Genomic DNA, 24,779 nt, shown 5'->3' with positions numbered 1-24,779 from the left:
AGTGAAGCTATGCCGCCAGCTTCGCGCCAAGCCGGGGCTGAGGCAATGGCACCAGGGCAGCTTCCAGCATGGCGCCGGCGTCATACCGTGGCACTGCGGTCCTCGGCCTGAACGCCCAGGAACTTCAGCTTCCGGTGCAATGCGCTGCGTTCCATGCCGACGAAATTGGCCGTGCGGCTGATATTGCCGCCGAAGCGCAGCAGCTGGGCCTCCAGATACTGCTTCTCGAACAGTTCCCGCGCGTCGCGCAGCGGCAGGGTCATGATCTCGCTGGAGCGGTCCAGCTTCAGCGCGGCAGGTGCGGCGGAGCCCACCTCGGGCGGCAGCATCTCCGGCCGAATCGGCTCACCAGGGCCGCCCGGCGCCATGATCAGCAGCCAGTCCACCAGGTTGCGGAGCTGCCGGACATTGCCGGGCCAGTCATAGGCCTGCATGGCCGCCAGCACATCTTCCGAGAGTTCCCGCGCCGGGACTCCGGAGGTCTCGGCCGAGCGCGCCATGAAGTGGCGGGCCAGCAGCGGCACATCCTCCCGCCGTTCCCGCAGCGCGGGAACCCGGAGCGGCACCACCGCCAGGCGGTAGAACAGATCCTCCCGGAAACGCCCGGCCGCGATCTCGGCTGTCAGGTCGCGGTTGGTGGTGGCGATGACGCGCACATCCACCTTCACGCGGGTGGCGCCGCCGACGCGCTCGAAGCCCTGTTCCTGCAGGGCGCGCACGATCTTGCCCTGCGTTTCCAGCGGCATATCCGCCACCTCGTCCAGCAGCAGGGTGCCGCCATGGGCGCGCTCCAGCACCCCCGCGCGGCGCCCGCCGCTGGTGCCGTCGAGCGGCGTCTCCACGCCGAACAACTCCTCCTCGAAACGGGCGGGGTTCAGGGTGGCGCAGTTCAGGGCCACGAAAGGTTCGCCCGAGCGGCGGGAGCGGGCATGGATCATCCGCGCGGCCACTTCCTTGCCGGCGCCGGCGGGGCCTGAGATCAGCACGCGACTGCCCGTCGGCGCCACGCGCTCGATGGCGTTCCGCAGTTGCCCGATGGCCGAGGAAGTGCCGAGAAGCTCCGTCTCCGCGCCCGCGCGGAGACGCAGTTCGCTGACCTCCCGCTTCAGGCGCGCCGCTTCCAGCGCCCGCTCCGCGATCAGGATGAGCCGGTCGGACTTGAAGGGCTTCTCGATGAAGTCATAGGCACCCTGCTGGATGGCCTGCACCGCCGTCTCGATCGTGCCGTGGCCGGAAATCATGACCACCGGCACCTGCGGTTCCTCCCGCTGCATGGCCTCCAGAATGCCGAGGCCGTCCAACCGAGAGTTCTGCAGCCAGATATCCAGGATCACCAGACTCGGCCGCCGGGCCCGAAAGGCAGCCAGGGCCGTATCGGAATTCTGGGCGACGCGGGTCTCGTAGCCCTCATCCGAGAGGATGCCCTCGATCAGCGCGCGGATATCCGGCTCGTCATCGACGATCAGGATCTCATGCGCCATGCTGCTGCACCTCCGTCATTTTTGTCCCGGCCGCGGGTACGGCCTGCTCGTGGCGTAGCGGGAAGACGAGCGCCGCACGCGTGCCCTGCTCGCCCCCCTGCCGGTCGGTCAGGACCAACCTGCCGCCGTGGTCCTCCATGATCTTCTTGACGATGGCAAGACCAAGGCCGGTTCCTTTCGGCTTGTGCGTGACATAGGGCTCCGTCAGCCGCTCCCGCTCCTCCCCCTGAGGCAGGCCGGTGCCGTCATCCTCGACGGCGATGCTCAGCCAGTCCCCGTCCGGCTGCACCAGAATACGGATATGGCCGGGCGCAGCAGCCTCTCCGGCATCCAGCTGCGCCTGCTGGCGGCTGCGCACGGCATCGGCCGCATTGGCCAGCAGGTTGGTCAAAGCCTGTCCCGTCAGGCGCCGGTCGCACTGGATGCGTGGAGCCCCGGCCGGGATCTTCGTCGAGAAAACGATGTCGTGATGCGCGTTCTGCTGCAGCACCAGCGCCTCCCGGGCCAGTTGTGCGGGGTCCTCCGACCGGATGACCGGCTGCGGCATCCGGGCGAAGGCGGAGAATTCGTCTACCATCCGCCCGATATCCTCCACCTGCCGCACGATGGTGTCCGTGCAGGCTTTGAAGGTCTCGGGGTCGGACTGGATTTCCTTCAGATAGCGCCGCTTCAGCCTTTCGGCCGAAAGCTGGATCGGGGTCAGCGGGTTCTTGATCTCATGCGCGATACGCCGCGCCACGTCCGACCACGCGGCCTTCCGCTGCGCCGAGAGCAATTCGGTGATGTCATCGAAGGTCAGCACAAAGCCCACGACCTGGCCGGGCTGCATCTCCGCACCGATCTGCGCGAGCAAGGTTCGGCGGGAGGAAGGCGGGCCGATGCGGATCTCGCCCGTGCGGGTCCGCTCCGGCGCGGCCATGGCCGCCTGAAGCAGGGCATCGAACTCCGGCACCACCTGCGCCAGCGGCGTGCCGAGGTCGGCATCCAGGTCGCGGCCCAGCAACTCGCTGGCGCGGCGGTTGGGCAGGTTGATCCGTCCCTCCGCATCCAGGCCCACGACGCCGGCCGAGACGCCGGAGAGCACCGTCTCCGTGAAGCGTCGCCGTTCGTCGATCTGCCGGTAGGCTTCCATCAACTCGCTGCGCTGCGCCGCAAGCTGGTTGGTCATGCGGTTGAAAGCCCGCGACAGGCTACCGACCTCGTCATCCGCCTCGCCTTCCGTCACCCGCACCGTCAGGTCGCCGCTCCGCACGCGGTCCGCGGCCACGATGAGGCGGGAGAGCGGGCGCGCGATCTGGTTAGCGATGACCAGGCCGACCGACACCGCCGCCAGCAGCACCAGCAGGGACGCAATGGCGAAGATCATCGCGAAGGTGATCTGCAGGCCGGACCGGTTGCGGTCCAGCCGGTCATACTGCTGGAAGGCCAGTTCGGTACGGCGCATGTGCTCGATGACGCTGGGGTCCACCGGCCGGCCGATCAGCAGCATCAACCCGGGCTGGATATCCAGCTCCACCAGGGCGCGCACCCGCCCCTCCTCGGATTCTCCGGGCAAAACGGCCACGTCGCCGTTGCGCGCCTGCTCCGTCGCCCAGGCCGGCAGCGGGTCGAGAATGGTGATGGTGGTCAGGCCCGCATGCGCCACTACCTGGTTCAGGGTGGGCTCGAAGACCACGGAGTCCGTCAGGCCGCGCAGCGCCGTATGCGTCGCCAGGATGCGCGCGAAGGCATACTGGTTGGTCTCCAGCAGGTGCCTGTTGCGGTTCAGGTCGGCGGCCATTGCCAGGGCATCGGCGCGAATGGTGTTGCGATGCTCGTCCAGATAGGCGCGGGACGCGACGAGGCTGGCTTCCAGCGTGCTGCGCACGCGGTCGCTGAACCAGGCCTGGATGCCCAGGTTGAAGAAGACCGCCGCGAAGATGGCGACGAGGAGGGCCGGCAGCACCGCAGTGACGCTGAAGAGGAGCACCAGCCGCACATGCAGCCGTGACCCCGCCGATCCGCGCCGACGTTCCGCCCAGACCCGCACCAGCCGGCCGACGACCGAGCCCAGCAGCAGCAGCAGGAACAGGGCGTTGACCAGCACCATGGCCACGACCTGGCCGGGTTTGGTGGGCCCGAAGGGACTCCCGCCCGACAGCAGGGTGAAGGTGCCGATCGCCAGCAGCAGCGCCACGGCGGCCAGCGCCAGCGTGACGAAACGGCCCAGGAGCCAGTCCGCCAGGCTGCGGCCGAAGCGGGGTGGCTTGCTGCCGGCCATCCGGCTCACGACAGACCGCGCACCACCGGCAGGTCCAACTCGCGGATCTTCTTGCGGAGCGTGTTCCGGTTCAGGCCAAGCATGGCCGCGGCCTTGATCTGGTTGCCGCGCGTGGCGGCCAGCGCCAGCCGCAGCAATGGCCGTTCCACCTCCGCCAGCACGCGCTCATAGAGGTCGCGCACGGGCAGCCCGTCCTTCTGCGCGGCGACGAAGGTCGTCAGGTGGCGCTCCACCGCCTGCTCCAGCGTCTCGGGCGCCCGCGACTCGGTATCCGCCATGGGCTCAGCCTCTGCCAGCTCGTTGGAAACGGCGTCGGCGCCGATCACCTCCTGCGGATAGAGGGCGGCCAACCGGCGCATCAGGTTCTCCAGCTCCCGCGCATTGCCTGGCCAGGAGTGGCGGCGCAGGCGCTCAACCGCCTCCTGGTCCAGCTGCTTCGCGGGCAGTCCCGCGTTCTTCGCCCGCTCAAGGAAGTGCCGGGCAAGGAGGGGAATGTCCTCCGCCCTCTCCCGCAGCGGCGGCAGGCGGATGGGCACGACATTGAGGCGGTAGAAGAGATCCTCACGGAACATGCCCTGGCGGATGGCCTGCCGCAGGTCACGATGCGTTGCCGCGACGATACGCACATTGGCCTTGATCGGGTTACGCCCGCCAACCGTGGTGAACTCGCCCTCCTGCAGCACGCGCAGCAGGCGGGTCTGCGCCTCCGGCGGCATGTCGCCGATCTCGTCCAGGAAGAGGGTGCCGCCGGCCGCCTGCTCGAAGCGCCCGATGCCACGGGCCAGAGCCCCGGTAAAGGCGCCGCGCTCATGCCCGAAGAGCTCACTCTCGATCAGCTCCCGCGGAATCGCCGCCATGTTGATGGCCACGAAAGGCCCGGTGCGGCGGCGGCCATAATCGTGCAGGGCGCGGGCGATCAGCTCCTTGCCGGTGCCGCTCTCCCCCGTGATCATCACGGTCAGGTCCGTGGTCGTGAGCCGCGCGACGGTGCGATAGATTTCCTGCATCGCCGTGCTGCGGCCGACCAGCGGCAGGCGCTCGCCCTCCGTCTCCTCCGTCTGTGGCTCGGGCTTGGCCGGCATCATCAGCGCGCGGGCGACAACGGCAAGCAGCTCCTTCAGGTCGAAGGGCTTGGGCAGATACTCGAAGGCGCCGCGCTGCGCCGCCTTCACCGCCGTCATGAAGGTGGACTGGGCCGACATGACCACCACGCGCAGGTCGGGCCGCACGCGCCTGATGCGCGGCACGAGGTCCAGCCCGTTCTCGTCCGGCATGATGACATCGGTGATCACCAGATCGCCGCTGCCTTCCTCCACCCAGCGCCAGAGCGTGGCGGCGGAGGATGTGGCGCGCACGGTGTAGCCGGCGCGCCCCAGTGCCTGCGACAGCACGGTACGGATGGCGCGGTCGTCGTCGGCGATCAGGATGGTGCGGCTGTCGGTCATTCGGTCGGGGTCTCGAGGCGGGCTTGAAGGTCGGCGGGCGGCATGGGCAGGGAGAGGCGGAAGATGGTGCGGCCGGGACGGCTGTCGCACTCGATCAGCGCCCCCTGATCGGCGACCAGCTTGGCGACCATGGCGAGGCCGAGCCCCTGCCCGCCCCGCTTCGTGGTCACGAACGGCTCCCAGATATTGACGCGCACCTCCTCATCGATCCCGGGTCCGTTGTCCCGGACGCTGACCTGCAACGGCAGATGCACCCGCTCCCGCGAGCCGGGAACGGCGATGCGGACGCCGTGATGATAGGCGGTGGAGAGCTGGATCTCTCCGCCCTGGGGGGCCACCGCCTCGGCGGCATTCTTGACCAGGTTCAGCAGGATCTGCACCAGGAAGTCCCGGTTGCCCCAGACCGGCGGCAGGGAAGGATCGTAATCCTCCACGATGCGCAGGTGGCTGGCGAAGCCCCGGCTGGCGATGCGCCGGACATGGTCCAGCACCTCATGGATATTGACCACACCGCATTCGATCGGCCGCTCGGAAAACATCTCCATCCGCTCGACCAGGTTGCGGATGCGGTCGACTTCGTCCTGGATCAGCTCGCAGAGCTCACGGTCGGCCTCGCTGGCGGATTGTTCCAGCAACTGCGCCGCGCCCCGGATGCCGGAGAGCGGGTTCTTCACCTCATGCGCCAGCATGGCGGCCATGGCGGAAGCACCGCGGGCGGCGCCCCGGAAGTTCAGCTGCCGGTCCAGCTTCTGCGCCTTGCTGCCATCCTGCAGCGTCAGCACCACCGCGCCCCGCAGTTCCGGCAGCGGCGCCCCATGGGCGGCGACGCCGGTGCGGTGGAGGCGCGGGCTCTCCAGCGTCAGGTCATAGTCCGAGACCGGGGCATCCTGGTTCCGCACCTGATCCACCAACGCGAAGAGCCGCGTATCCGGCGGGATCAGATCAGCCAGCGAATGCTGGGCCAGGGAACTGGCCGAGAGCTGGAAGAACTGCTCTGCCGCCGGATTGGCGGCGCAGAAGCGGTTGGCGCCATCCAGCACCACCACCGGCACCGGCAGGGCCGAGAGCACCGCGACGCTGTCGGGCAGCACCGCCTGATCCAAGGTGAGGTTGCGGCGTGTGACCAGGTTCATGCGGCCATGGCATCCTCGTCGCGGCCGGCGGCGGAATAGGCGTCGCGGACCACGGTCACCCCCTGCTCGATCAGCGGGCGGTAGAACTCCTCCAGCACCGCCTCGGCGGCTTCCGGCGTATCGGCCCGGTTCACCCGCACGCGGAACTCGGCGGAGCCGGGCAGCCCCTTGGAGTACCAGGCCAGGTGCTTGCGGGCCAGCCGGACGCCCGGGTCGCGCCCGTGATGCTCCAGCATGGAGCGGTAGTGGCGCAACAGGATGTCGTAATGGGTTGCGAGGTCGGGCTCGGGCAGAAGAGTGCCTGTAGTCAGGTATTCCGCAACCTGCGCCAGCAGCCAGGGGCGGCCATAGCAGCCCCGCCCGATCATCACGCCATCCGCGCCGGATTGCCGCAGCGCCTCCGCGGCATGTTCGGGCGCCAGGATGTCGCCATTGACGATGACGGGGATCGAGACCGCCTGCTTCACATTGGCCACGAAGGCCCAGTCGGCGGTGCCGGTGTAGAACATCTGCCGGGTGCGGCCATGCACCGTCACCATGCGGATGCCGCATTCCTCGGCGATCTTGGCCAAGCGCGGGGCATTCAGGCTGTTATGGTCCCAGCCCATCCGCATCTTCAGCGTGACCGGGACGGAGACGGCCTTCACCGTCGCCTCCAGGATGCGTGCGGCGCCGATCTCGTCGCGCATCAGGGCGCTGCCGGCCTGCTGGCCGATGGCGACCTTCTTCACGGGGCAGCCGAAGTTGATGTCGATGATGGCGGCGCCACGGTCCGCCGCCAGCCGGGCGGCCTCACCCATCACGGCGGGGTCGCAGCCCGCCAGCTGCACGCTGGCCGGACCACCGAAGCCATCCACCTCGGCCATTTTCAGCGTCGTGCGGTTCTCCCGCACCATGGCCTGACTGGCAATCATCTCGCTCACCACCATCGGGGCGCGCAGCTCGCGGCAGAGACGGCGGAATGGCAGGTCCGTCACGCCCGACATGGGCGCCAGGATCACCGGCGCGTCGATGCGTATGGGCCCCACCATGATCGGGCGCAGGCGCGGCGTCGTGGCGCCCTCGGCCACTGAAGGCGGGGCGCCGGTGTCGTGCTGGATCGCGATGCTCATGATTTGGGCAATCTAAGGCGGCTTGTCGTCGGCGTCCATGCTCATCCGCCCAAGCTGCGGGCGGCACTGGTCAGTCTTGTGGCGCGCGGATAGGTTCCCCTCATGCGTGTCGTCGCCCTGTTGATGGCCGCCGGAAGCGGAACCCGCTTCGGCGCCGCCGAGCCAAAGCAGTATCTCCCTCTCCTGGGCCGCCCCATCCTGCGCCACGCCGCCGAGGCGCTGTTGGCCGGCGGCCATGTGCAGGCACTGCTGCCCGTTGTCGCCCCCGGCGAGGAAGGGCGTGTCGCCGCGATGCTGGAGGGGCTTTCCTGCCTGCCGCCGGTGTGCGGCGGCGCCAGCCGGCAGGCCAGCGTCCGCGCGGGACTGGAAGCCCTGGCGGGGGATGCCCCGGATGTGGTGCTGGTGCATGACGCGGCCCGGCCGATCCTGGCGCCCGGCACCGTCCCGGCCCTGCTGGAAGCCCTGAAGATCCATCCCGGCGCCATCCCGGCCCAGCCGGTTTCAGATACGCTGAAGGCTGCCGAGGGCGGCACCATCCGGCACACCGTGCCACGCGCCGGGCTGTTCCGCGCCCAGACCCCCCAGGCCTTCCGCTTCCCCGTCCTGCTGCGGGCACATCGTGCCGCCACCGGGGAAGCCACGGACGATGCCGCGCTGCTGGAGGCGCAGGGCCTTCCCGTGGCCCTTCTGCCCGGTTCGGAGAACAACCTGAAAGTGACCTACCCCGAGGATCTGGCCCGCGCCGAGGCCGCCCTGCTGCCCCGCTTCCTGCCCGCCATGGGTACGGGTTTCGACGTCCACCGGCTGGTGGAGGGGCGCCCGCTGATCCTCTGCGGCATCACCGTCCCGCATCCGCTCGGGCTCGATGGCCATTCCGACGCCGATGTGGGCCTGCACGCGCTTTGCGACGCCATCTACGGCGCCCTGGCGGAAGGCGATATCGGCCGCCACTTCCCGCCCAGCGACATGAAATGGAAGGACGCCGACAGCGCCCGCTTCCTGCGCCATGCCGCGGGCCGGGTGGCGGCACGAGGCGGCATGATCACCCATGCCGACGTGACCCTGATCTGCGAGCGGCCGAAGATCGGCCCGCATGCCGGGGCCATGCGGGCGCGGCTGGCGGAGCTGATGGGCATCCCGCTCTCCCGCGTCTCGGTCAAGGCGACCACGACGGAGCGGCTGGGCTTCACCGGCCGCGGCGAAGGCATCGCCGCCCAGGCGGCGGCGACGCTTCTCCTGCCTTCGGCTTAGCGCCGGGGCAGGAAGCCGACGATCTCCTCCGCCTTCGTCACGATCGGCTCGGCGATGGCGGAGGCGCGGTCGGCCCCCTTCCGCAAGGCGGCGTCCACGGCGGCGGGGTCGGCGAGCAGGCGGGTCATCTCGGCCTGAATGGGGCTCAGATGCGCCACCAGCGCCTCGGTCAGCACTTCCTTGAATGCGCCGAAGCCCTTGCCCGCATGGTCCCGCAGCACATCGGCCGGCGTGGCGTTGGTCACGGCGGCCAGGATGCCCACCAGATTCCGCGCCTCGGGCCGCGCTTCCAGGCCAGCCAGTTCGGAGGGCAGCGGCTCCGGGTCGGTCTTGGCGCGGCGGATCTTCAGGGCGATGGCGTCGGCATCGTCCGTCAGGTTGATGCGCGACTGGTCCGAAGGGTCGGACTTCGACATCTTCTTGGTGCCGTCACGCAGCGACATGACGCGCGCGGCCACGCCCTGGATCATCGGCTCGATGTTCGGGAAGAACTCCACGCCAAAGTCATGGTTGAACTTCTGCGCGATATCATTCGCCAGTTCCAGATGCTGCTTCTGGTCCTCGCCCACCGGCACGCGGGTGGCGTGATAGGCGTGGATGTCGGCGGCCATCAGGTTGGGGTAGACATAGAGGCCCGCCCCCGCATTCTCCCGGTCCTTGCCGGCCTTGTCCTTGAACTGGGTCATGCGGTTCAGCCAGCCGATGCGGGCCACGCAGTTGAAGATCCAGGCCAGGCGGGTATGGGCATGGACATGGCTCTGCACAAAGAGAGTGCAGCGGTCCGGGTCCACGCCGCAGGCGATCAGCGCGGCCGCCATTTCGCGCGTGGCGCGCGCCAGTTCCCGGTGATCGAAGGGCTGGGTGATCGCGTGCAGGTCCACCACGCAATAGACGCACTCATGATCATCCATCATGGGCACCCAGTTGCGGATGGCGCCCAGATAGTTACCGAGAGTCGGAATACCGGAGGGCTGGATCCCGGAAAACACGCGCTGCATCACGAAATACCTCTTGCGCCAAGTCCAGGGGGTGATCCCGCGCGGGGCAGCCGTCGTCAAGCGGGGCAGCCCTGGCCATACAATTTTTACGGCAGCCAGGCGTGACTTTCGCCGGATAAGTGCGTTGCACAACGGCCATGCAGCACATCCTCGCGCCCGTCGCGTCACGCCAGCCGGATGACCGCCTGCCCTCCGCCGGAAGCGCCTTACCGGGCGTGCTGAAGGAGGGGAAGAATGTCTGGCGGCTGGAGCAGGCCGGGCGTGCCGGCGTGCTGGTGGATGCCGCGACCTACTACGGCGCCCTGCGCGAGGCGCTGCTGAAGGCTGAGAAGAGCGTCCTGATCGCGGGCTGGGACATCGACAGCCGCACTCCCCTCTTTGGTGCGGGCGGCAAGCCGAAGGATGAGCTGCCATCCACGCTCGGTCCCTTTCTGGCGGCCCTGGTGGCGCGCCGCCCGGATCTCCGGATCAAGCTTCTGCTCTGGGATTATTCGGTGCTTTACGCGCTGGAGCGGGAGTTGCTTCCCGCCCTGGCGCTGCACTGGAATACCCCGTCACAGATCGAGCTCTGCCTCGATGACGAGGTGCCTCTCGGCGCCTCCCACCACCAGAAGATCGTCGTCGTTGATGACCGGCTGGCCTTCAGCGGCGGGCTGGATCTGACGATCCGGCGCTGGGATACCCCGGCGCACGCACCCCATAACCCCCACCGGATAGACCCGCGTGAGGTGCCGTACGCCCCGTTCCACGATGTGCAGATGGTGGTCGATGGAGAGGCCGCCGGGGCCCTGGCCGATTTGTTCCGGGCGCGCTGGGCCCGTTCCGCGTGCGAGGAGCTGCCGGCGCGGCAGCCGCCCCGCCCAGGGGCACGGGATCTGTGGCCCCGCGCCGTCAATCCGGATCTGCGCGACCTGCAGGTAGGCATCGCCCGTACCCAGGCGGCCTATGAGGGCGAGCCGGAGATCCGCGAGGTCGAACATCTATTCGAGGCGATGATCGACGCGGCCGAAGACTGCATCTACGCGGAGAACCAATTCTATACCAATCTCAGACTGGCGGCCCGACTGGCCGAGCGAATGCTGCTCACCCCCCGTCTGGAGGTCGTGTTGCTGGGTCCCCGCACCCACCATACCTGGCTGGAGCACCGCACGATGCTCGCCGGGCGCATTCGCTTCATGGCACTGCTGCGGGAGGCCGGGGTGGCCGACCGGATACGCATGCTCTACCCGCATGTGGGGGAACGGCACAGCCCGCAGGCCGATGTGATGGTGCATTCCAAGGTCATGATCGTCGATGACCGGCTGCTGCGCGTCGGCTCGGCCAATCTCTGCAATCGCTCCATGGCCACGGATACCGAATGCGACCTGGTGGTGGAGGGGCATGACGAGCAAACCCGCGGCGGTATCCGCCAGATCCGCGACCGTATGCTGGCCGAGCATCTGGGCGTGCGGCCGGAGCAGGTCGCGGCGCTGACCCGGGGCGGGTCGCTGTTCCGGGCCTTGGATCATTTGCACAGCCGGAAGCGTCGGCTGCTGCCGATCGAGGATGGCGAACTGGCGGAGGGCGAAGGCGTGCCGCAGATCGAAGCCGTCGCTGACCCGCGGCGTCCTTTCGGCCCGGGGACCGTTCTGGCTGATTTCGAAACCGAGGACGCGGCGTCGAGCAGCGGCATGGCACTCTGGCTGCGGATCGGGCTGGTGGTCGCGCCCATGGTCATCCTGAGCGCCGCGTGGCGCTACACGCCCCTCTCCGACCTGATGAATCCCACGACCTTCAGCAGCTCGATGGAGGCGGGCGGCCACTGGGGGCCGCTGCTGGCGCTGGGCCTCTTCATGCTGCTGGGGCTGCTGGCTTTCCCCGTGAATGTGTTGATCGTGGCGACGGCGGCCGCCTTCGGCCTCTGGCCAGGCCTGCTCTATGCCGCGGCGGGTGCCATGATCAGTGCCGTGCTGACCTATCTGGTCGGCCGCCGCATGGGGCCCGGGCTGCTGCGAAAGCTCATCGGCCCCCGGATCAACAAGGTCAGCCGCAGCATCGCCGTGAACGGCATCCTGGCCGTCACCATGGTCCGGCTGATGCCGATCGCGCCCTTCACCCTGGTCAACTTGGTGGCCGGCGCCATCCGCATCCCGCTGCTGGACTATGTGGTCGGCACGGCGCTGGGGCTCGCGCCAGGGCTGCTGCTGATGACGGCGCTGGGCGACCGGCTGCTGCGTATCGTCACCGACCCTTCCCTGACCGATGTCCTGGGCTTCGTCGTGGTGCTGATCTGCTGGGGCGCGTTGACCTGGGGGCTGCAGAGCCTGATCAAGCGCCTGCGCCGCATGATGGACCGGAAGCGAGACGCCGCGGCGTGATACTGCGTGTGATGACCTGGAATATTCATGGCGGCATCGGCACGGACGGGGTTTGCGACATGCACCGGGTGCTCGGGCTGATCCGGCGGCAGGCGCCCGATATCCTCGCGGTGCAGGAAGTCGACAGCCGCGGCCGGGGGGCGGAGCTCTGCGGCTTTACGGCGCTGCGCGGGCACCTTCCCGGCCATACCATGGCCGAGACCATCAGGGCCCATGACGGCGCCTATGGACACATGCTGCTCAGCCGATGGCCCATCGAGCACAGCGCCCTGCACGACCTTTCCCATCCCGGGCGGGAGCCGCGGGTCGCCATCGAGGCACGCATCGCAACCCCGGCGGGGTCGCTCGGGGTGGTCGCCACGCATCTCGGCCTGCGGCAGCGGGAGCGGCATCAGCAGGCGACCCGGATCGCCGCCCTGGTGCGGAAGCTGCAGGGGCCACTGGTCGTTCTGGGGGATTTCAACGAATGGGGTTGGCGGGGCCCGGTCTTCCAGGCCCTGGCGGCGCATATGCCGGCCCGTACCCGGCACCGGACCTTCCCCTCCCGCCTGCCGGCCCTGAAGCTGGACCGTATCTTCTGCCGCCCCGCTTCCCTGCTGGGGCGCAGCTGGCGGGACATGACTGGGAAGGTGGCGTCCGATCATCTGCCGGTGGTGGCGGAGTTGCACCTGCCCGGACCGGTGGCGGAAGCTGGCGCGCCCTGAGGGACTTGAACCCCCAACCAACCGGGTAGAAGCCGGTTGCTCTATCCAGTTGAGCTAAGGACGCGGAAACCGGTGGCTGGACCTCAGTGAGTCCAGTTCTCCGACCGGCCGTAGCGGAAATTCTCGGCGTAGGTTTTTGGCTTGATCGCGGTGGAGGAGGCCTGCTCCTCCACCTCATAGGCGATGCCGTTGGCGCGGGCATAAGCCTCGGCTGCCTCACGCGTGGAAAAGCTGAGGCGGAGCTGTGTGCGCGTATCGCCCGATCCATACCAGCCCATCAGCGGGTCCAGCTTACGGCTTTCAGCGGGCGCGAATTCCAGAACCCAGCCCCGCAGCTTGCCCTTACCGGACTGCATGGCCGAGCCTCCCGGATAGTGGATGCGGGCGAGGGCAAGGTCGCGGCTCATGGCAATGCTGTATCCCGGCCATTGATACGATGGTCGGGGCGAGAGGATTCGAACCTCCGGCCCTTTGGTCCCAAACCAAATGCGCTACCAGGCTGCGCCACGCCCCGACTGAATTGCAAATTATGTGCGATCGGGCCGTAACGCAACCGGCCCAGACCCCTTTGATGTCGCTTAGCCGATATGCGTCAGACCGCCCATGAACGGCACCAGAACCGGCGGGACGGCGACTCGGCCGTCCTGCTGCTGATGTGTCTCCAGAACGGCGATCAGCGCCCGCCCCGTCGCCACCCCGGACCCGTTGAGGGTATGCAGGAAAGCCGTGCCCTTCGCGTCCCGCGGGCGATAACGGGCACCCATGCGGCGGGCCTGGAAGTCGCGGCAGTTGGAGCAGGAGGAAATTTCCCGCCATGCCCCCTGCCCCGGCAGCCAGACCTCCAGGTCATAGGTCTTGCTGGAAGCGAAGCCTGTATCGCCGGCGCAGAGCACGACCCGCCGCCAGACCAGCCCAAGCTCCGTCAGCACTCGCTCGGCGCACTGCGTCATCCGCTCATGCTCGGCGGCTGACTGCTCGGGGGTGGTGATGCTGACCATCTCCACCTTGTTGAACTGGTGCTGGCGCAGCATGCCGCGCGTGTCCCGCCCGGCGCTGCCGGCCTCCGACCGGAAACAGGGGGAGAGAGAGGCAAAGCGCAGTGGCAGCGCCTCTTCCGCCAGGATCTCGCCGGCCACGAGGTTGGTCAGCGGAACCTCGGCCGTCGGGATCAGCCAGCGGCCGTCATCAGTGTGGAAGAGATCTTCCTTGAACTTCGGCAACTGGCCGGTGCCATACATCGTGGCGTCGTTGACCAGCAGGGGCACCGAGGTCTCGCTGAAGCCATGCTCGTCCACATGCAGCGAGAGCATGTACTGGCCCAGCGCACGTTCCAGCCTGGCGAGCTGACCCTTGAGCACGGTGAAGCGCGCGCCGGCCAGCTTCGCCGCCCCAGCAAAATCCATCAGCCCCAGCGCCTCGCCGATCTCGAAATGCTGCCTCGGCGTGAAGGAAAGTTCCGGCGGGGTGCCGTGCTGGTGCAGAACCACGTTGCTGGTCTCGTCGCGGCCTTCCGGCACGTCCTCGGCCAGCAGGTTGGGCAGGCTTTCCAGGACCTCGGTCTGGGCCGTATCGGCAGCCCTGGCCTCGGCCTCCAGCGCCTCCATCCGTCCCCGCAGGGCTGTGGCCTCCGCCTCCAGCGCGGCGGTGTCGGCCCCCTGGCGCTTGCCGATGCCGATCTCCTTGGAGATCTGATTGCGGCGGGACTGGAGTTCCTGCAGCGCCGTCTGGGCGCTGCGGCGGATGCCATCCTGCGTCAGGATGGCATCCGCCATGGGCGGCAGACCGCGGCGCGCCAGGGCGGCGTCGAAGGCCGCGGGGTCGGCGCGAACGATGCGGATATCATGCATGGCTGAGGCTCAGTTGTTGTCTTCGTCGCGCTTCGGGGCCATCCAGCCGGCGGCCAGAATCGAGAGCTCGTAGAGAGCGATCAGCGGTACAGCGAGACCGATCTGGCTGATAATGTCCGGTGGCGTGATGACGGCGGCGACGACGAACATGCCGACAATGGCATAGCGCCGCCCCTTCCGGAGCCCGTCCACCGAGACAATGCCCACCTTTGCCAGCAGCGTCAGCGCAACCGGAAGCTGGAAGGCCGCGCCGAAGGCCAGGATCATGTGCATGACGAGGCTGAGATACTCGCTGACCTTCGCCTCCAGCTGCACGGGCAGCGCACCACCACCCGGCGGGGTCTCGAAGGAGATGAAGAACCTCCAGGCGAGCGGGAAGATGAAGTAGTAGGCCAGCGCCGCGCCCATCAGGAACAGGACGGGCGAGGCCAGCAGAAAGGGCATCAGCGCCCGCTTCTCGCTCCGGTAAAGGCCCGGCGCGATGAAGAGCCAGAGCTGAGTTGCCCATACCGGGAAGCTGATGAAGACCGCGCCGAAGAAGGCCACCTTCAGATAGGTGAAGAAGGCTTCGTAGAGGGCGGTAAAGATCATCCGCCGCTCGCCGCCACTCTGCTCGTGCAGGATCTGAGCCAGCGGGCGCGCCAGGAAGCCATAGATCTGCGTCGAGAAGTAATAGCAGACGGCAAAGGCGATGATGAAAGCGCCGAGTGACCACAGCAACCGTGTCCGCAATTCGAGCAAATGCTCGATCAGCGGCATCGGCTTGTCGTCGATCTGATCTTCTTGGTCCCGGGACACGGATGGATACTCAGGCGGTCGGAGTTGCGGGCGGGTTAGCAGGCTTCTCCGGCGCTTCGGCACCATCGATCTGCGGCGGGATCATCGCGGGCTTCTGCTCCGGCGCTGGCGCGTCGCGCTGGGCATCGGCGTTGAAGGCGGCGACAGTAGGCGGAATGAAGGCCGGCGCAGCCGGAGACTCCGGCGTGACGGAGGGTTCCGGAGCGGAGTCGAGGCCACCGGCGGGCGGCGCGGGCTGGTCCAGCGCCGGCTTGCTCTCCGGCGTCGGCTTCCAGGCATCCTTCAGCGGGTCATCGTTGAAGGTGCGGCGGATCTCGCCGTCATTGTCCACCGCGCGCTCGATGGTGCCCTTCAGGTCGAAGTGGCGGATCTCCTGGATCTGCTGACGCACATCCTCCAGCTGGGCTTCCTTCACCAGCTCATCGGCGTGGCTCTGGAACTCGGCGGCCATGCTGCGGAGCTTCTTGACGCCCTTGGCGACATTGCGGATGGCATCCGGCAGGTCCTTTGGGCCGATCACCACCACCGCCACGACGGCGATCAGGGCAAGCTCGGACCAGGCGAGATCTAACATGTGCTTCCCACTCCCCCCGTAGGCCGGGGGCCGCTTCCGTTAGCAGGAACCGGAGGCAGCGCCAATCCGGCAGCCTGCCCCTCACGTTCCATGCATCACTTTAATCTAAGGGCACCCGCCATGCTCCGCATCGCGCGGCACGTGAAATCGCGTCCAGCCATGCGGCGCGGTGACGCGCTGAGCCAATCTAGCCCGCCTTCACCGGAAATACTAAGCCTGCATCCAGCCGTCGTCATGACCCCTGGCCAGAGACCGGCAAAGGCGCGGCCTCGGCAGCCAGCAGCTCGTCGCGCCGGGGCAGGTCCGTCAGCGCCCGCAGGCCGAACTGCTCCAGGAAACGGGGTGTCGTGCCCCACAGCACAGGCCGCCCAGGTACTTCCTTTCGGCCACGCGGGGCGATCAGGCCATGTTCGAGCAGCGCCTCCAGCGTGCTCTGCGCCAGGCTGGCACCGCGGATCTCCTCAATCTCCGTGCGCGTTACCGGCTGGTGGTAGGCGATGATGGCCAGCGCCTCCATCGCGGCGCGCGGCAGGCGGCGCGGCGCTTCCACCACCTTGGTCAGCATCGGCGCCAGGTCCGGCGCGGTGCGGAAGGCATAGCCGCCGCCCACCTCGGCCAGTTCCACGCCCCGCCCCGCGTAACGGGCGGTCAGCAGGGTCAGCACAGCCTCGGCCCGCAGGCCTTCCGGTAGGAAAGCCTGAAGCCGCTCCAGCGGCACAGGACGGTCGGCAGCGAAGATCAGGGCCTCCGCCAGCCGCAATGCATGCTCCACCGGGGCCATGCCGGCGGCGGGCCCCGCGGCGTCATCCTCAAGCGGCGACATGCTGTTTCTCCTGCGCCCGGCCACCGTTGCGGCGCAGCAGGATCGGGCCGAAGGCCGCCTCCTGCCGTAGCTCGATCCCACCGCCGCGTGCCAGTTCCAGCCCGGCCACCAGGGTGCTGGCCATGGCCGCGCGGCGCTCCACCGGGTCCAATACCTGTTCCGGCATGAACTGCCGTAGATCGCCCCAGTCCGGCAGGCCGCCGACCAGCCGGGCAAGCCGGTCCAGGGCGTCCTGCACCGTCCAGAGCTTGCGCTGCTTGGGGCGGTAAGGCCGCTTGGCCGCTGCCCGGCGCAGCGCATCGACATATCCGCGCAACAAGGCCGGCAACTCGGTGGAAAGGCCGCTGCGGTCGGTCATGGTGAAGCTCTCCGGCGCCCCGCGCGGAAAGACCTCCTGCCCCAGCTGTGGCTGCCGCCCTAGCCAGACCGCGGCGGCGCGCATCCGCTCCAGCTCCGCGAGCCGCTCCGCCAGCTGCCCGGCCAAGGCCTCGGCATCCTCCTCCTGCCGCGGGTCATCCGGCAGCAGGAGGCGGGACTTCAGCCAGGCCAGCCAGGCCGCCATCACCAGCCAGTCCGCCGCCAGCTCCAGGCGCACGCGCCGGGCGCCTTCGATCACCGCGAGATACTGGTCCACAAGTGCCAGGATCGAGATGCGGGCGATATCCACCTTCTGCGCCCGCGCCAGATCCAGCAGCAGGTCGAGGGGGCCCTCGAACCCCTCGAGCTGCAGATGCAGCGTCTCGCTCATACGGGGTGCCCCGCCAGCCAGAGGACCAGCTGGAAGGCAGGCCCCGTGACAACGCCCGAGAGCCAGCCAATCAGGTCGTAATCCGGCCCCAGCCGGGGCAGCAGCAGGATCATCAGCATCACCAACAGCACGCCGAACCGCTCCACGCGGGCCAGCGGCTCGGCGATGGCGCGGGGCAGCAGGCCGACGGCGATGCGTCCGCCGTCCAACGGCGGGATCGGCAGCAGGTTGAAGAGGCCCAGCAGCAGATTGGCCATGATCGAAAGGGCGATGAACCGCACGCCCATCACGACGACATCACGCGGCAGCGAGCCGGCCATGGCTTCCAGCGGATGCAGCAACAGTGCCGCCACCCAGGCCAGGGTGAAATTCATCACCGGACCCGCGGCGGCCACCAGCACCATGCCGAAGCGCGGGTTACGCAACCGCCATGGATTGACGGGCACCGGCTTGGCCCAGCCGAACATGGCCACGACCCGGCCGATGGTCAGCAGCTGCGTGATCAGCAGGATGCCCGGAAGGATGATGGTGCCGACCCGGTCCACATGCCGGATCGGGTTCAGGCTCAGCCGCCCGGCCCGCTTAGCGGTGTCGTCGCCAAGCGCCAGCGCGGCATAGCCATGCGCGGCTTCATGCAGGGTGATGGCGATCACCGTCGCGACGATGGCGACGATGAGTTCGGGGAGCCAGTCGATCACGCCACATCCCGCAAAAGGGCATCCCGGCGGCCCGCCAGAGCGATCGGGTCAGGGAAGACGCCGTTGCAGGCGGCGTCGCGCGCCGCCCGGGCCGCGGCCATCCGTGCCTCGGCCTTCTCGGTCAGCGGCCCGGCGGCGGCCAGGGCGGCGGCGCTGTCCTCCAGCCGGCCGGAGCACTGCAGCGCCAGGTCGCAGCCGGCGGCCAGGGCCGCCGCCACCAGCTCTCCCGGGCTGCCCGAGAGGGCCTTCATGTCCAGGTCATCCGACACCAGCACGCCATCGAAGCCGATCTCACCGCGCATGACCTCCTGGATGACGCGCGGCGAAAGGGTGGCAGGATGCTCCGGGTCCAGGTCGGTGTAGAGAAGATGCGCCGTCATGGCCCAGGCGCCACAGCGCGCCAGGGCGGCAAAGGGAGCGAAGTCCGCCGCCAGCATCAACCTCTCGGCCGTGACTCGCGGCAGTTCCAGGTGACTGTCGACCATGGCCCGGCCATGGCCAGGCATGTGCTTCATCACGGGGATGGCGCCGCCGGATTGCAGCCCCCTCACCCAGGCTTCCGCCACCCGGATCACCTCGCGCGGATCGGCGGAAAAGCCGCGATCGCCGATGACGTCGTGGCTCCCGGGCAACCGCAGGTCCAGCACCGGGGAGCAGACCACATCCAGGCCCGCCGCCACGCATTCCATCGCCAGCAAGGTGGCATTGGCCTCGGCCGCCGCAGGATTGCGACCCTCGAAGGCGGCCGGCGGCGGAAAGCCGGGCCAGTGCGGCGGGCGCAGGCGCGCGACCCGGCCGCCCTCCTGATCCACCAGGATCGGCGCACTCTCCCCCAGCTCCTCGCGGATCGCGGCGGTCAGGCCGGCGAGCTGCGCGGGGCTTTCGACGTTGCGGGCGAACAGGATGGCGCCCACCGGCCGGAAACGGCGCAACAGCGCCACTTCCTCGGCCAGCAGCGCAGGGCCCGAGAATCCGATGATGACGGCGCGGGCGCGGTCCATCTCAGCCGCCGATGACAGCGCAGGCGCCGCCCTTGGCGCGAAGCTCCTGGCAGAATCCACGCGCCGCCTCGGCCGAGAAGCCGCCGGTACGCAGGCGCCACATGGTCGGCCTGTCCGGCCGGTCGAAGCGGATGATCTGCGGCGAGCGCCCGTTCAGCAGCTCCGGCGCGCGGCGCGCAAGACGCTCCCACTCGGCGCGGGCCCCGGCCTCCGAGTCCAGGGCGCCAAGCTGCACCACAACGGCACCACCGGCCGCGCGCGGCGTGGCGGGAGCGGCCGGTGTCGCCGGCACCGGGGCGGGGCCGACGGGCGCAGCAGGCACGGGCACAGCAGCCTGCGGCGCCGGGACGGCCGGTTCCACCGGCTCAGGCGCAGGAGGCGCGAGCGCGGCCAAGCCTGGCTCCGGCTGAGGCTCCACCAAGCGGGGCGGGGCCGGAGGCGGGGCGGTGGCGGCACGCAGAGCATCGAGGTTCGGCGCCTCGGCGGCCGGGGCCAGGCGGCCCGAGGGCTCGTAGCTGCCGCTGGCCGAGCGCCGCTCGAAGATGATCTCGTCCTGGTTGGGCACGCGCAGCCCACCCGGATCGTCCGGGCGGATCTTCACCGGGCGCGAATCGGGCTCGATCACAGGGATCGGTCGATCGGCGGTCAACCGGGTGATGCCCCAGCCGACCAGCGCCCCCACGCTGACAACCGCGGCCAGGCCACCGGCCATGGCGAAGATGCGCGCGACCGAACCCTCATTCGCCGCACTGCGAACCCGATAGGACGGGACTTGAGCTTCCCTCACCGCATCTCCTCAACAGGCGTCACGCCCATGACAGCGAGGCCGGAGCGGATCACGGTCGCGGTCGCGGCCACCAGAGCCAGTCGCGCCCGCGTTGCTTCCGGCTGCTCGGCCAGGATGAAGCGCAGTGTCGCATCCTCTCGCCCACGGTTCCACAGGATATGAAAGTCGCTGGCCAAGTCGTGGAGATAAAAGGCAATCCGGTGTGGCTCCCGCGCCGCAGCAGCAGCCTCGACAGTGCGCGGCCACGTGGTCAGGCGGCGGAGCAGAGCCAGTTCGGCGGGGTCTTTCAGTGCCTCCAGCGGCGCTTCGGCCAGAAGCTCGGCCGCCGGGTCCCCTGCCTGCCGCAGAACCGAGCGGCAGCGGGCATGGGCGTATTGCACGTAGAAGACCGGGTTCTCACGCGACTGCTCGACCACCTTGGTCAGGTCGAACTCCATCTGCGCGTCGGACTTGCGCGTCAGCATGGTGAAGCGGACGGCGTCGCGCCCCACCTCGTCGATCAGGTCGCGCAGCGTGATGTAGCTGCCGGCGCGCTTGGACATGCGGACGGGCTCGCCGTCCTTCAGCACTTTGACGATCTGGCAGAGCACCACATCCAGCGGCACCCTGCCGTCGGACAGAGCCTTGGTGGCCGCCTTCATGCGCGAGACATAGCCGCCATGGTCCGCGCCCCAGACCTGCACCAGCTGCTGCATGCCGCGGGCGATCTTGTCGGCATGGTTGCCGATGTCGTTGGCGAAATAGGTGTTGGAACCATCGCTCTTGCGGAGAGGGCGGTCCACGTCGTCGCCGAAGCGGGTGGAGGCGAAGAGGGTCTGGGGGCGCGGCTCCCAGTCATCGGGCAGCTTGCCCTTCGGCGGCTCCAGCACGCCCTCATAGACCAGCCCCTTGGCCGCCAGCTCGGCGATGGCCCGGTCGGCCACGCCGTTCTGCACCAGCTCCAGCTCGCTGATGAAGACGTCATGCACGACACCGAGCGCGGCCAGGTCCTCACGGATCTCGGCCATCATCATGGCCACGGCGGTCTTCTGGATCAGCGCCAGGCGCTCTTCCGTGAATTCGGGCCTGGCGCCGGGTGCCAGGGCGTCCCCGTATTCAGCCTTCAGGGCCTCGCCCACGGGGATAAGGTAGTCGCCACGATACTGGAGGCCACCGGGCACCAGGGCGGAGTATTCCTCCTCCGTCAGCGCCGTGCCGATGGCCTGCAGATAGCGCCAGTAGGCCGCATAGGCGAGCGCCCTCACCTGCGCGCCGGCGTCGTTGATGTAGTACTCCTTGGTGACGTCATAGCCAGCCTTGCCCAGCAGGTTGGCCAGCGCATCGCCCACCACGGCGCCACGGCAATGGCCGACATGCATCGGCCCGGTCGGGTTGGCCGAGACATATTCGACATTGACCCGGACGCCGCCGCCCACGGCCGAGGTGCCATAGTCCTCGCCAGCCCGCAGGAGCACAGGGATCTGGGCGAGAACGAAATCCTCCCGCAGCCGCAGGTTCACGAAGCCGGGGCCGGCCGGGGTCGCCTCCGCCACCATGGGCAGGGATGAAAGCGCCTCGGCCAGCTGGGCGGCCAGCTTGGGCGGCGGCAGCTTGGCCAGCTTGGCCACGACCATGGCGGCATTGGTGGCCATATCGCCGTGGCTGGCATCGCGGGGCGGCTCGACCAGCACGCGGGCGAAGGCGTCCTCCGGCAGCTCGGGCAGCAGGCGTCGCAGGCAGCCCACGACCTCGGCGCGCAGGACGGCGAAGATGTCGGAGGAAGTCGGGTCGTGGGGCATGGAAGTCCGTATCAGCCGGGAAGGTGTGGGTCGGTCAGGCGCCGGTGTTCCTCCAGCGCGAAGCGGTCGGTCATGCCGGCGATGTAGTCGCAGACGGCGGCGGCGCATTGCGCGCTGCCGGCGGTGCCGGCACGGGCGCGCCATTCGGGCGGCAGCATCTCCGGCCCGCCATGCAGCAGGCTGAACAGCACCTGCACCACCCGCTTTGATTTCTGCGTCGTGCGGTTCACCCGCCAGTGACGATACATGCGGTCGAAGAGGAAATTCCGCACCGTCTGGTTGGCGGCGATCATGCGGTCGCTGAAATAGACCATGGAATGGCCGGCGGCGCGGATATCGTCCACCGTCCGGGGCGCCAGAGCCTCAAGGCGCCGCCCGGCCTCCTCCACCACATCCTGGATCATGGCATTGATGACGCGGCGGATGGCCTCGGAAATCAGGCGCCCGTCCTCGACACTGGGATAAGCCCCCCGCGCCGTGGCCACGGCGTCTCCGATCAGGGGAAGCTGCGAGGCCTCTTCCAGCGAGAAGAGCCCGGCGCGCAGGCCATCGTCCAGGTCGTGGTTGTTATAGGCGATATCGTCGGCCAGGGCGGCCACCTGCGCCTCGGCCGAGGCGTGGGTGGTGAGGTCGAGCGGGTGCCTGGCATTGTATTCAACGAAATAAGGTGTCGGCCGGCGGATCGGGCCATTGTGCTTGGCCAACCCCTCCAGCGTCTCCCAGGTCAGGTTCAGCCCGTCGAAGCTGGCATAGCGGGCTTCCAGCAGCGTGACGGCCTTGAGGCTCTGGGCATTGTGGTCGAAGCCGCCATAGGGGCGCATGACGCCGTTCAGCGCCTCCTCCCCCGCATGGCCAAAAGGCGGGTGCCCCAGGTCGTGTGCCAGGGCCAGAGCCTCCGCCAGATCCTCGTCCAGCCGCAGGCGGCGGGCGATGGAGCGGGCGATCTGCGCTACCTCGATGCTGTGGGTCAGCCGCGTGCGGAACTCGTCGCCCTCATGATAAATGAAGACCTGGGTCTTGTACTGCAGGCGGCGGAAGGCCTTGCTATGGATGATCCGGTCACGGTCCCGCTGGAACGGCGAACGCGAGTCGCCGCCGGGCTCCAGATACAGCCGGCCACGCGAGGTTTCCGGCCGCACGGCATAAGGTGCAAGACCATCCATGGCGCGCGGCTTACCAGCCACCCTGGCCTGCCGCAACGGTGTGTGCCTTCCCGCGAGGCCGGAATGGTTGGAATCCGGCCCCGCTCCATCCTATATGCCGAGCCTGAGGAGTTTTCCGGCCATGCCCGACGGCACCATCTCGCCCCCCACCTTTCAGGTTACCCCCCGCGCCTTCGCCCAGGTCGCGGAGATTTCGGCACGTGAAGGCCGCCCCGGGGCCGGGTTGCGCGTGGCGGTGCAGGCCGGCGGCTGCTCCGGCTTCCAGTATTCCTTCGGGATGGAGGATGCGCCGGCCGATGACGACCTGGTGCTGGAAGGCCCGGCCGCCCGCGTCTTCATCGACCCAGTCAGCCTGGACCTGCTGGCCGGTGCGCAGCTGGACTGGACGGACGAACTGATCGGGGCTCATTTCGCCATCAGCAATCCGCAGGCCGTTTCCGGCTGCGGCTGCGGCGCTTCCTTCTCGATCGGCTGACCTGTCTTGCGGCTCGCCACCCTGAATGTGAACTCGGCACGCCGGCGCGTGCCGCATGTGCAACGCTTCCTCCAGTCGGCACAGCCCGACCTGCTGTTCCTGCAGGAGTTGAAGTGCAAGGCGGAGGAATTCCCGGCGGCCGAGTTCGAGCCGCTGGGCTATCGCGCCCACGCCGTGGGCCAGAGCGGCGGGCGCAACGGCGTGGCGGTGCTGTCCCGAATTCCCTTCCAGGTGGTGGCCGAGGCGCTTCCCGGTGAGGAAGAGGATACGCAGGCGCGCTATATCGAGATCGCGGCCGCTGGCGGGCGCTTTGCCGGCATCTACCTGCCCAATGGCAATTCCGGTGGCCCCGAAGGCTATGCCTACAAGCTGCGCTGGATGGAGCGCCTGCGGCAGGTGGCCGCCGACCGGCTGGACAGCTTCACGCCCTTCGCCATCCTCGGCGACTTCAATGTCTGCCCGACGCCTCTCGACCTCGCCCCTGGTGCCCTTCCGGCCACGGATGCGCTGGTGCGGCCGGAGAGCCGGGCGGCGTTCCGGGCCCTTATCAACCTCGGTCTGACGGATGCGCTGCGGGCGCTGCATCCGAGAGAAAGGCTTTATACCTACTGGGATTATGGCGCGGCCTTCGATGCCAACCGGGGCCTGCGGATAGACCACGCTCTGCTCTCATCCGACCTCGCGGAGCGTCTGGAGAAAGCGGAGATCGACCTGTCCCTGCGTTCGATGGAACAACCTTCCGACCATACCGCCGTCACCATAACGCTCCGCTAAGCCCCTGCTTCAGCGCCAGGGCACCGGGCCGGGCGGATCAGCTGGCCCGGTCCAGGGCGGTGGCGGTGCTGCAGGCGGAACCGGCAGCGGCACCACCACCGGCGGCGGTGGTGCGTAGTAGCCATAGGGAGGTTCCAGCGGGCCGTAGTAGCTCACCGGATAGACCACACATCCCGAGAGCCCGGCGCCGGCCGCCGCCAGGAGCAACATTCTCAGAAGTCCTGGCTTGTTCACGGCTCTTCTCCTCAGCGCCAGCCGGGCTCGATCCAGGTCCAGCGGCCACCACGCATCACCCACTGGCCTTCACGCCAGTTGCCATGGCGGCGGCGCTCCACCCAGCGGCCGGGAACCCATTCATACCGGCCACCGCGCCAGTTCCAATAACCCGGCTGCCAGGCGGCCTGGCGACTCGGAGCGCGGCCACGTGGCCCATCACGGCGTGGCGGCGGTGGCGGCGGCGGACGGCGTGACCCTCCAGGCCCAGGCCCAGGTCCGGGGCCTGGGCCGCCGGGGCCACGGCCCGGGGGGCCGGGCGGTGGCATATGCGGTTGAGCCTGCGCCGGACTGGTCAG

The 24,779-nt window shown here is 68.8% G+C and carries 24 protein-coding genes and 2 tRNA genes; 5 read left to right on the top strand and 21 right to left on the bottom strand.

Annotated elements, in window-relative coordinates; all coding sequences use genetic code 11:
* Positions 1-80: 80 nt before the first annotated feature.
* From ntrX to dusB, 5 genes are read right to left on the bottom strand one after another with little or no spacing between them, the layout of a single operon-like run.
* Positions 81-1,481: a nitrogen assimilation response regulator NtrX gene (ntrX, locus tag IAI58_RS11205; RefSeq protein ID WP_207447420.1), complete on the bottom strand. Its 1,401-nt coding sequence runs from the start codon at positions 1,479-1,481 to the stop codon at positions 81-83.
* The gene (locus IAI58_RS11200) at positions 1,471-3,741 is read right to left on the bottom strand and encodes a sensor histidine kinase NtrY-like (protein ID WP_207447638.1); all 2,271 of its coding nucleotides are present in this window, start codon (positions 3,739-3,741) and stop codon (positions 1,471-1,473) included. Before IAI58_RS11200 ends, ntrX begins: the two co-directional genes overlap by 11 nt.
* Positions 3,742-3,746: 5 nt before the next feature.
* Positions 3,747-5,186, bottom strand: a complete 1,440-nt coding sequence (gene ntrC / locus IAI58_RS11195; RefSeq protein WP_207447419.1) for a nitrogen regulation protein NR(I) — start codon at positions 5,184-5,186, stop codon at positions 3,747-3,749.
* On the bottom strand, positions 5,183-6,319 hold the full coding sequence (locus IAI58_RS11190; protein ID WP_207447418.1) for a two-component system sensor histidine kinase NtrB: 1,137 nt from the start codon (positions 6,317-6,319) through the stop codon (positions 5,183-5,185). Before IAI58_RS11190 ends, ntrC begins: the two co-directional genes overlap by 4 nt.
* Positions 6,316-7,431: a tRNA dihydrouridine synthase DusB gene (dusB, locus tag IAI58_RS11185; RefSeq protein WP_207447417.1), complete on the bottom strand. Its 1,116-nt coding sequence runs from the start codon at positions 7,429-7,431 to the stop codon at positions 6,316-6,318. Before dusB ends, IAI58_RS11190 begins: the two co-directional genes overlap by 4 nt.
* Positions 7,432-7,533: 102 nt before the next feature.
* On the opposite strand from dusB, the gene IAI58_RS11180 reads away from it, so the two are divergent.
* Positions 7,534-8,682, top strand: coding sequence for a bifunctional 2-C-methyl-D-erythritol 4-phosphate cytidylyltransferase/2-C-methyl-D-erythritol 2,4-cyclodiphosphate synthase (locus IAI58_RS11180; protein WP_207447416.1), 1,149 nt, complete (start codon positions 7,534-7,536; stop codon positions 8,680-8,682).
* Here the strand turns inward: IAI58_RS11180 and trpS are convergent.
* The gene (gene trpS / locus IAI58_RS11175) at positions 8,679-9,680 is read right to left on the bottom strand and encodes a tryptophan--tRNA ligase (protein WP_207447415.1); all 1,002 of its coding nucleotides are present in this window, start codon (positions 9,678-9,680) and stop codon (positions 8,679-8,681) included. The genes IAI58_RS11180 and trpS overlap by 4 nt on opposite strands.
* A gap of 137 nt (positions 9,681-9,817) precedes the next feature.
* Between trpS and IAI58_RS11170 the strand changes: the two genes are divergently transcribed.
* On the top strand, positions 9,818-12,037 hold the full coding sequence (locus IAI58_RS11170; RefSeq protein ID WP_207447414.1) for a VTT domain-containing protein: 2,220 nt from the start codon (positions 9,818-9,820) through the stop codon (positions 12,035-12,037).
* An 11-nt stretch (positions 12,038-12,048) separates the two neighbouring features.
* Entirely contained in the window at positions 12,049-12,741 is a 693-nt protein-coding gene (locus tag IAI58_RS11165) for an endonuclease/exonuclease/phosphatase family protein (protein WP_237182424.1), read from the top strand.
* Here IAI58_RS11165 and IAI58_RS11160 read toward each other — a convergent pair.
* From IAI58_RS11160 to IAI58_RS11100, 13 genes are all read right to left on the bottom strand, one after another.
* Positions 12,729-12,805, bottom strand: a tRNA-Arg gene (locus IAI58_RS11160). The genes IAI58_RS11165 and IAI58_RS11160 overlap by 13 nt on opposite strands.
* Before the next feature lie 19 nt (positions 12,806-12,824).
* A complete protein-coding gene (locus tag IAI58_RS11155; RefSeq protein WP_207447411.1) occupies positions 12,825-13,148 on the bottom strand; it encodes an NADH dehydrogenase ubiquinone Fe-S protein 4 in 324 nt (107 codons plus the stop codon).
* 30 nt (positions 13,149-13,178) lie between these two features.
* A tRNA-Pro gene (locus IAI58_RS11150) sits at positions 13,179-13,255 on the bottom strand.
* Positions 13,256-13,319: 64 nt separating this feature from the next.
* Positions 13,320-14,588, bottom strand: a complete 1,269-nt coding sequence (gene serS, locus IAI58_RS11145; RefSeq protein ID WP_207447409.1) for a serine--tRNA ligase — start codon at positions 14,586-14,588, stop codon at positions 13,320-13,322.
* 9 nt (positions 14,589-14,597) lie between these two features.
* A complete protein-coding gene (gene tatC, locus IAI58_RS11140; protein ID WP_237182435.1) occupies positions 14,598-15,347 on the bottom strand; it encodes a twin-arginine translocase subunit TatC in 750 nt (249 codons plus the stop codon).
* A gap of 49 nt (positions 15,348-15,396) precedes the next feature.
* Entirely contained in the window at positions 15,397-15,960 is a 564-nt protein-coding gene (gene tatB, locus IAI58_RS11135) for a Sec-independent protein translocase protein TatB (RefSeq protein WP_207447405.1), read from the bottom strand.
* Between the two features lie 232 nt (positions 15,961-16,192).
* Positions 16,193-16,783, bottom strand: a complete 591-nt coding sequence (gene scpB, locus IAI58_RS11130) for an SMC-Scp complex subunit ScpB (protein WP_237182423.1) — start codon at positions 16,781-16,783, stop codon at positions 16,193-16,195.
* A complete protein-coding gene (locus IAI58_RS11125) occupies positions 16,770-17,531 on the bottom strand; it encodes a segregation and condensation protein A (RefSeq protein ID WP_207447404.1) in 762 nt (253 codons plus the stop codon). The genes scpB and IAI58_RS11125 overlap by 14 nt, the downstream gene beginning before the upstream one ends.
* On the bottom strand, positions 17,528-18,229 hold the full coding sequence (locus IAI58_RS11120; RefSeq protein WP_207447402.1) for a site-2 protease family protein: 702 nt from the start codon (positions 18,227-18,229) through the stop codon (positions 17,528-17,530). The genes IAI58_RS11125 and IAI58_RS11120 overlap by 4 nt, the downstream gene beginning before the upstream one ends.
* Positions 18,226-19,230, bottom strand: coding sequence for a beta-N-acetylhexosaminidase (gene nagZ / locus IAI58_RS11115; protein ID WP_207447400.1), 1,005 nt, complete (start codon positions 19,228-19,230; stop codon positions 18,226-18,228). Before nagZ ends, IAI58_RS11120 begins: the two co-directional genes overlap by 4 nt.
* 1 nt (position 19,231) lies before the next feature.
* Complete coding sequence (locus IAI58_RS23050) at positions 19,232-20,017, bottom strand: SPOR domain-containing protein (RefSeq protein WP_237182843.1); 786 nt, start codon at positions 20,015-20,017, stop codon at positions 19,232-19,234.
* Complete coding sequence (argS, locus tag IAI58_RS11105; protein ID WP_207447398.1) at positions 20,014-21,795, bottom strand: arginine--tRNA ligase; 1,782 nt, start codon at positions 21,793-21,795, stop codon at positions 20,014-20,016. Before argS ends, IAI58_RS23050 begins: the two co-directional genes overlap by 4 nt.
* Positions 21,796-21,806: 11 nt before the next feature.
* A complete protein-coding gene (locus IAI58_RS11100; RefSeq protein ID WP_207447396.1) occupies positions 21,807-22,958 on the bottom strand; it encodes a deoxyguanosinetriphosphate triphosphohydrolase in 1,152 nt (383 codons plus the stop codon).
* 121 nt (positions 22,959-23,079) lie between these two features.
* Between IAI58_RS11100 and IAI58_RS11095 the strand changes: the two genes are divergently transcribed.
* Entirely contained in the window at positions 23,080-23,433 is a 354-nt protein-coding gene (locus IAI58_RS11095) for a HesB/IscA family protein (RefSeq protein WP_207447394.1), read from the top strand.
* A 6-nt stretch (positions 23,434-23,439) separates the two neighbouring features.
* Positions 23,440-24,207, top strand: coding sequence for an exodeoxyribonuclease III (gene xth, locus IAI58_RS11090; RefSeq protein ID WP_207447392.1), 768 nt, complete (start codon positions 23,440-23,442; stop codon positions 24,205-24,207).
* Between the two features lie 9 nt (positions 24,208-24,216).
* On the opposite strand, the gene IAI58_RS11085 is transcribed toward xth, so the two are convergent.
* Together IAI58_RS11085 and IAI58_RS23465 are read right to left on the bottom strand one after the other, a co-directional pair.
* Complete coding sequence (locus IAI58_RS11085) at positions 24,217-24,417, bottom strand: hypothetical protein (RefSeq protein WP_207447390.1); 201 nt, start codon at positions 24,415-24,417, stop codon at positions 24,217-24,219.
* A 35-nt stretch (positions 24,418-24,452) separates the two neighbouring features.
* A complete protein-coding gene (locus IAI58_RS23465) occupies positions 24,453-24,749 on the bottom strand; it encodes a hypothetical protein (RefSeq protein ID WP_408906202.1) in 297 nt (98 codons plus the stop codon).
* Positions 24,750-24,779 lie beyond the last annotated feature (30 nt).

This window comes from Roseomonas marmotae (genome assembly GCF_017654485.1).
GTDB classification, from domain to species: Bacteria; Pseudomonadota; Alphaproteobacteria; order Acetobacterales; family Acetobacteraceae; genus Pseudoroseomonas; species Pseudoroseomonas marmotae.
Note: the sequence above shows the minus strand (reverse complement) of the source record. Positions and strands in the feature narration are given on the sequence as shown.

Coding starts and splice junctions, on each gene's coding strand:
- scpB (WP_237182423.1), bottom strand. CDS start 16,783: ATGTCGCCGCTTGAGGATGACGCCGCGGGGCCCGCCGCCGGCATGGCC.
- IAI58_RS11180 (WP_207447416.1), top strand. CDS start 7,534: ATGCGTGTCGTCGCCCTGTTGATGGCCGCCGGAAGCGGAACCCGCTTC.
- tatC (WP_237182435.1), bottom strand. CDS start 15,347: ATGCCGCTGATCGAGCATTTGCTCGAATTGCGGACACGGTTGCTGTGG.
- IAI58_RS11125 (WP_207447404.1), bottom strand. CDS start 17,531: ATGAGCGAGACGCTGCATCTGCAGCTCGAGGGGTTCGAGGGCCCCCTC.
- IAI58_RS11085 (WP_207447390.1), bottom strand. CDS start 24,417: ATGTTGCTCCTGGCGGCGGCCGGCGCCGGGCTCTCGGGATGTGTGGTC.
- ntrX (WP_207447420.1), bottom strand. CDS start 1,481: ATGGCGCATGAGATCCTGATCGTCGATGACGAGCCGGATATCCGCGCG.
- IAI58_RS23465 (WP_408906202.1), bottom strand. CDS start 24,749: ATGCCACCGCCCGGCCCCCCGGGCCGTGGCCCCGGCGGCCCAGGCCCC.
- argS (WP_207447398.1), bottom strand. CDS start 21,795: ATGCCCCACGACCCGACTTCCTCCGACATCTTCGCCGTCCTGCGCGCC.
- IAI58_RS11170 (WP_207447414.1), top strand. CDS start 9,818: ATGCAGCACATCCTCGCGCCCGTCGCGTCACGCCAGCCGGATGACCGC.
- IAI58_RS11155 (WP_207447411.1), bottom strand. CDS start 13,148: ATGAGCCGCGACCTTGCCCTCGCCCGCATCCACTATCCGGGAGGCTCG.
- trpS (WP_207447415.1), bottom strand. CDS start 9,680: ATGCAGCGCGTGTTTTCCGGGATCCAGCCCTCCGGTATTCCGACTCTC.
- IAI58_RS11100 (WP_207447396.1), bottom strand. CDS start 22,958: ATGGATGGTCTTGCACCTTATGCCGTGCGGCCGGAAACCTCGCGTGGC.
- IAI58_RS11200 (WP_207447638.1), bottom strand. CDS start 3,741: ATGGCCGGCAGCAAGCCACCCCGCTTCGGCCGCAGCCTGGCGGACTGG.
- IAI58_RS11095 (WP_207447394.1), top strand. CDS start 23,080: ATGCCCGACGGCACCATCTCGCCCCCCACCTTTCAGGTTACCCCCCGC.
- nagZ (WP_207447400.1), bottom strand. CDS start 19,230: ATGGACCGCGCCCGCGCCGTCATCATCGGATTCTCGGGCCCTGCGCTG.
- IAI58_RS11190 (WP_207447418.1), bottom strand. CDS start 6,319: ATGAACCTGGTCACACGCCGCAACCTCACCTTGGATCAGGCGGTGCTG.
- dusB (WP_207447417.1), bottom strand. CDS start 7,431: ATGAGCATCGCGATCCAGCACGACACCGGCGCCCCGCCTTCAGTGGCC.
- serS (WP_207447409.1), bottom strand. CDS start 14,588: ATGCATGATATCCGCATCGTTCGCGCCGACCCCGCGGCCTTCGACGCC.
- IAI58_RS11165 (WP_237182424.1), top strand. CDS start 12,049: ATGACCTGGAATATTCATGGCGGCATCGGCACGGACGGGGTTTGCGAC.
- tatB (WP_207447405.1), bottom strand. CDS start 15,960: ATGTTAGATCTCGCCTGGTCCGAGCTTGCCCTGATCGCCGTCGTGGCG.
- ntrC (WP_207447419.1), bottom strand. CDS start 5,186: ATGACCGACAGCCGCACCATCCTGATCGCCGACGACGACCGCGCCATC.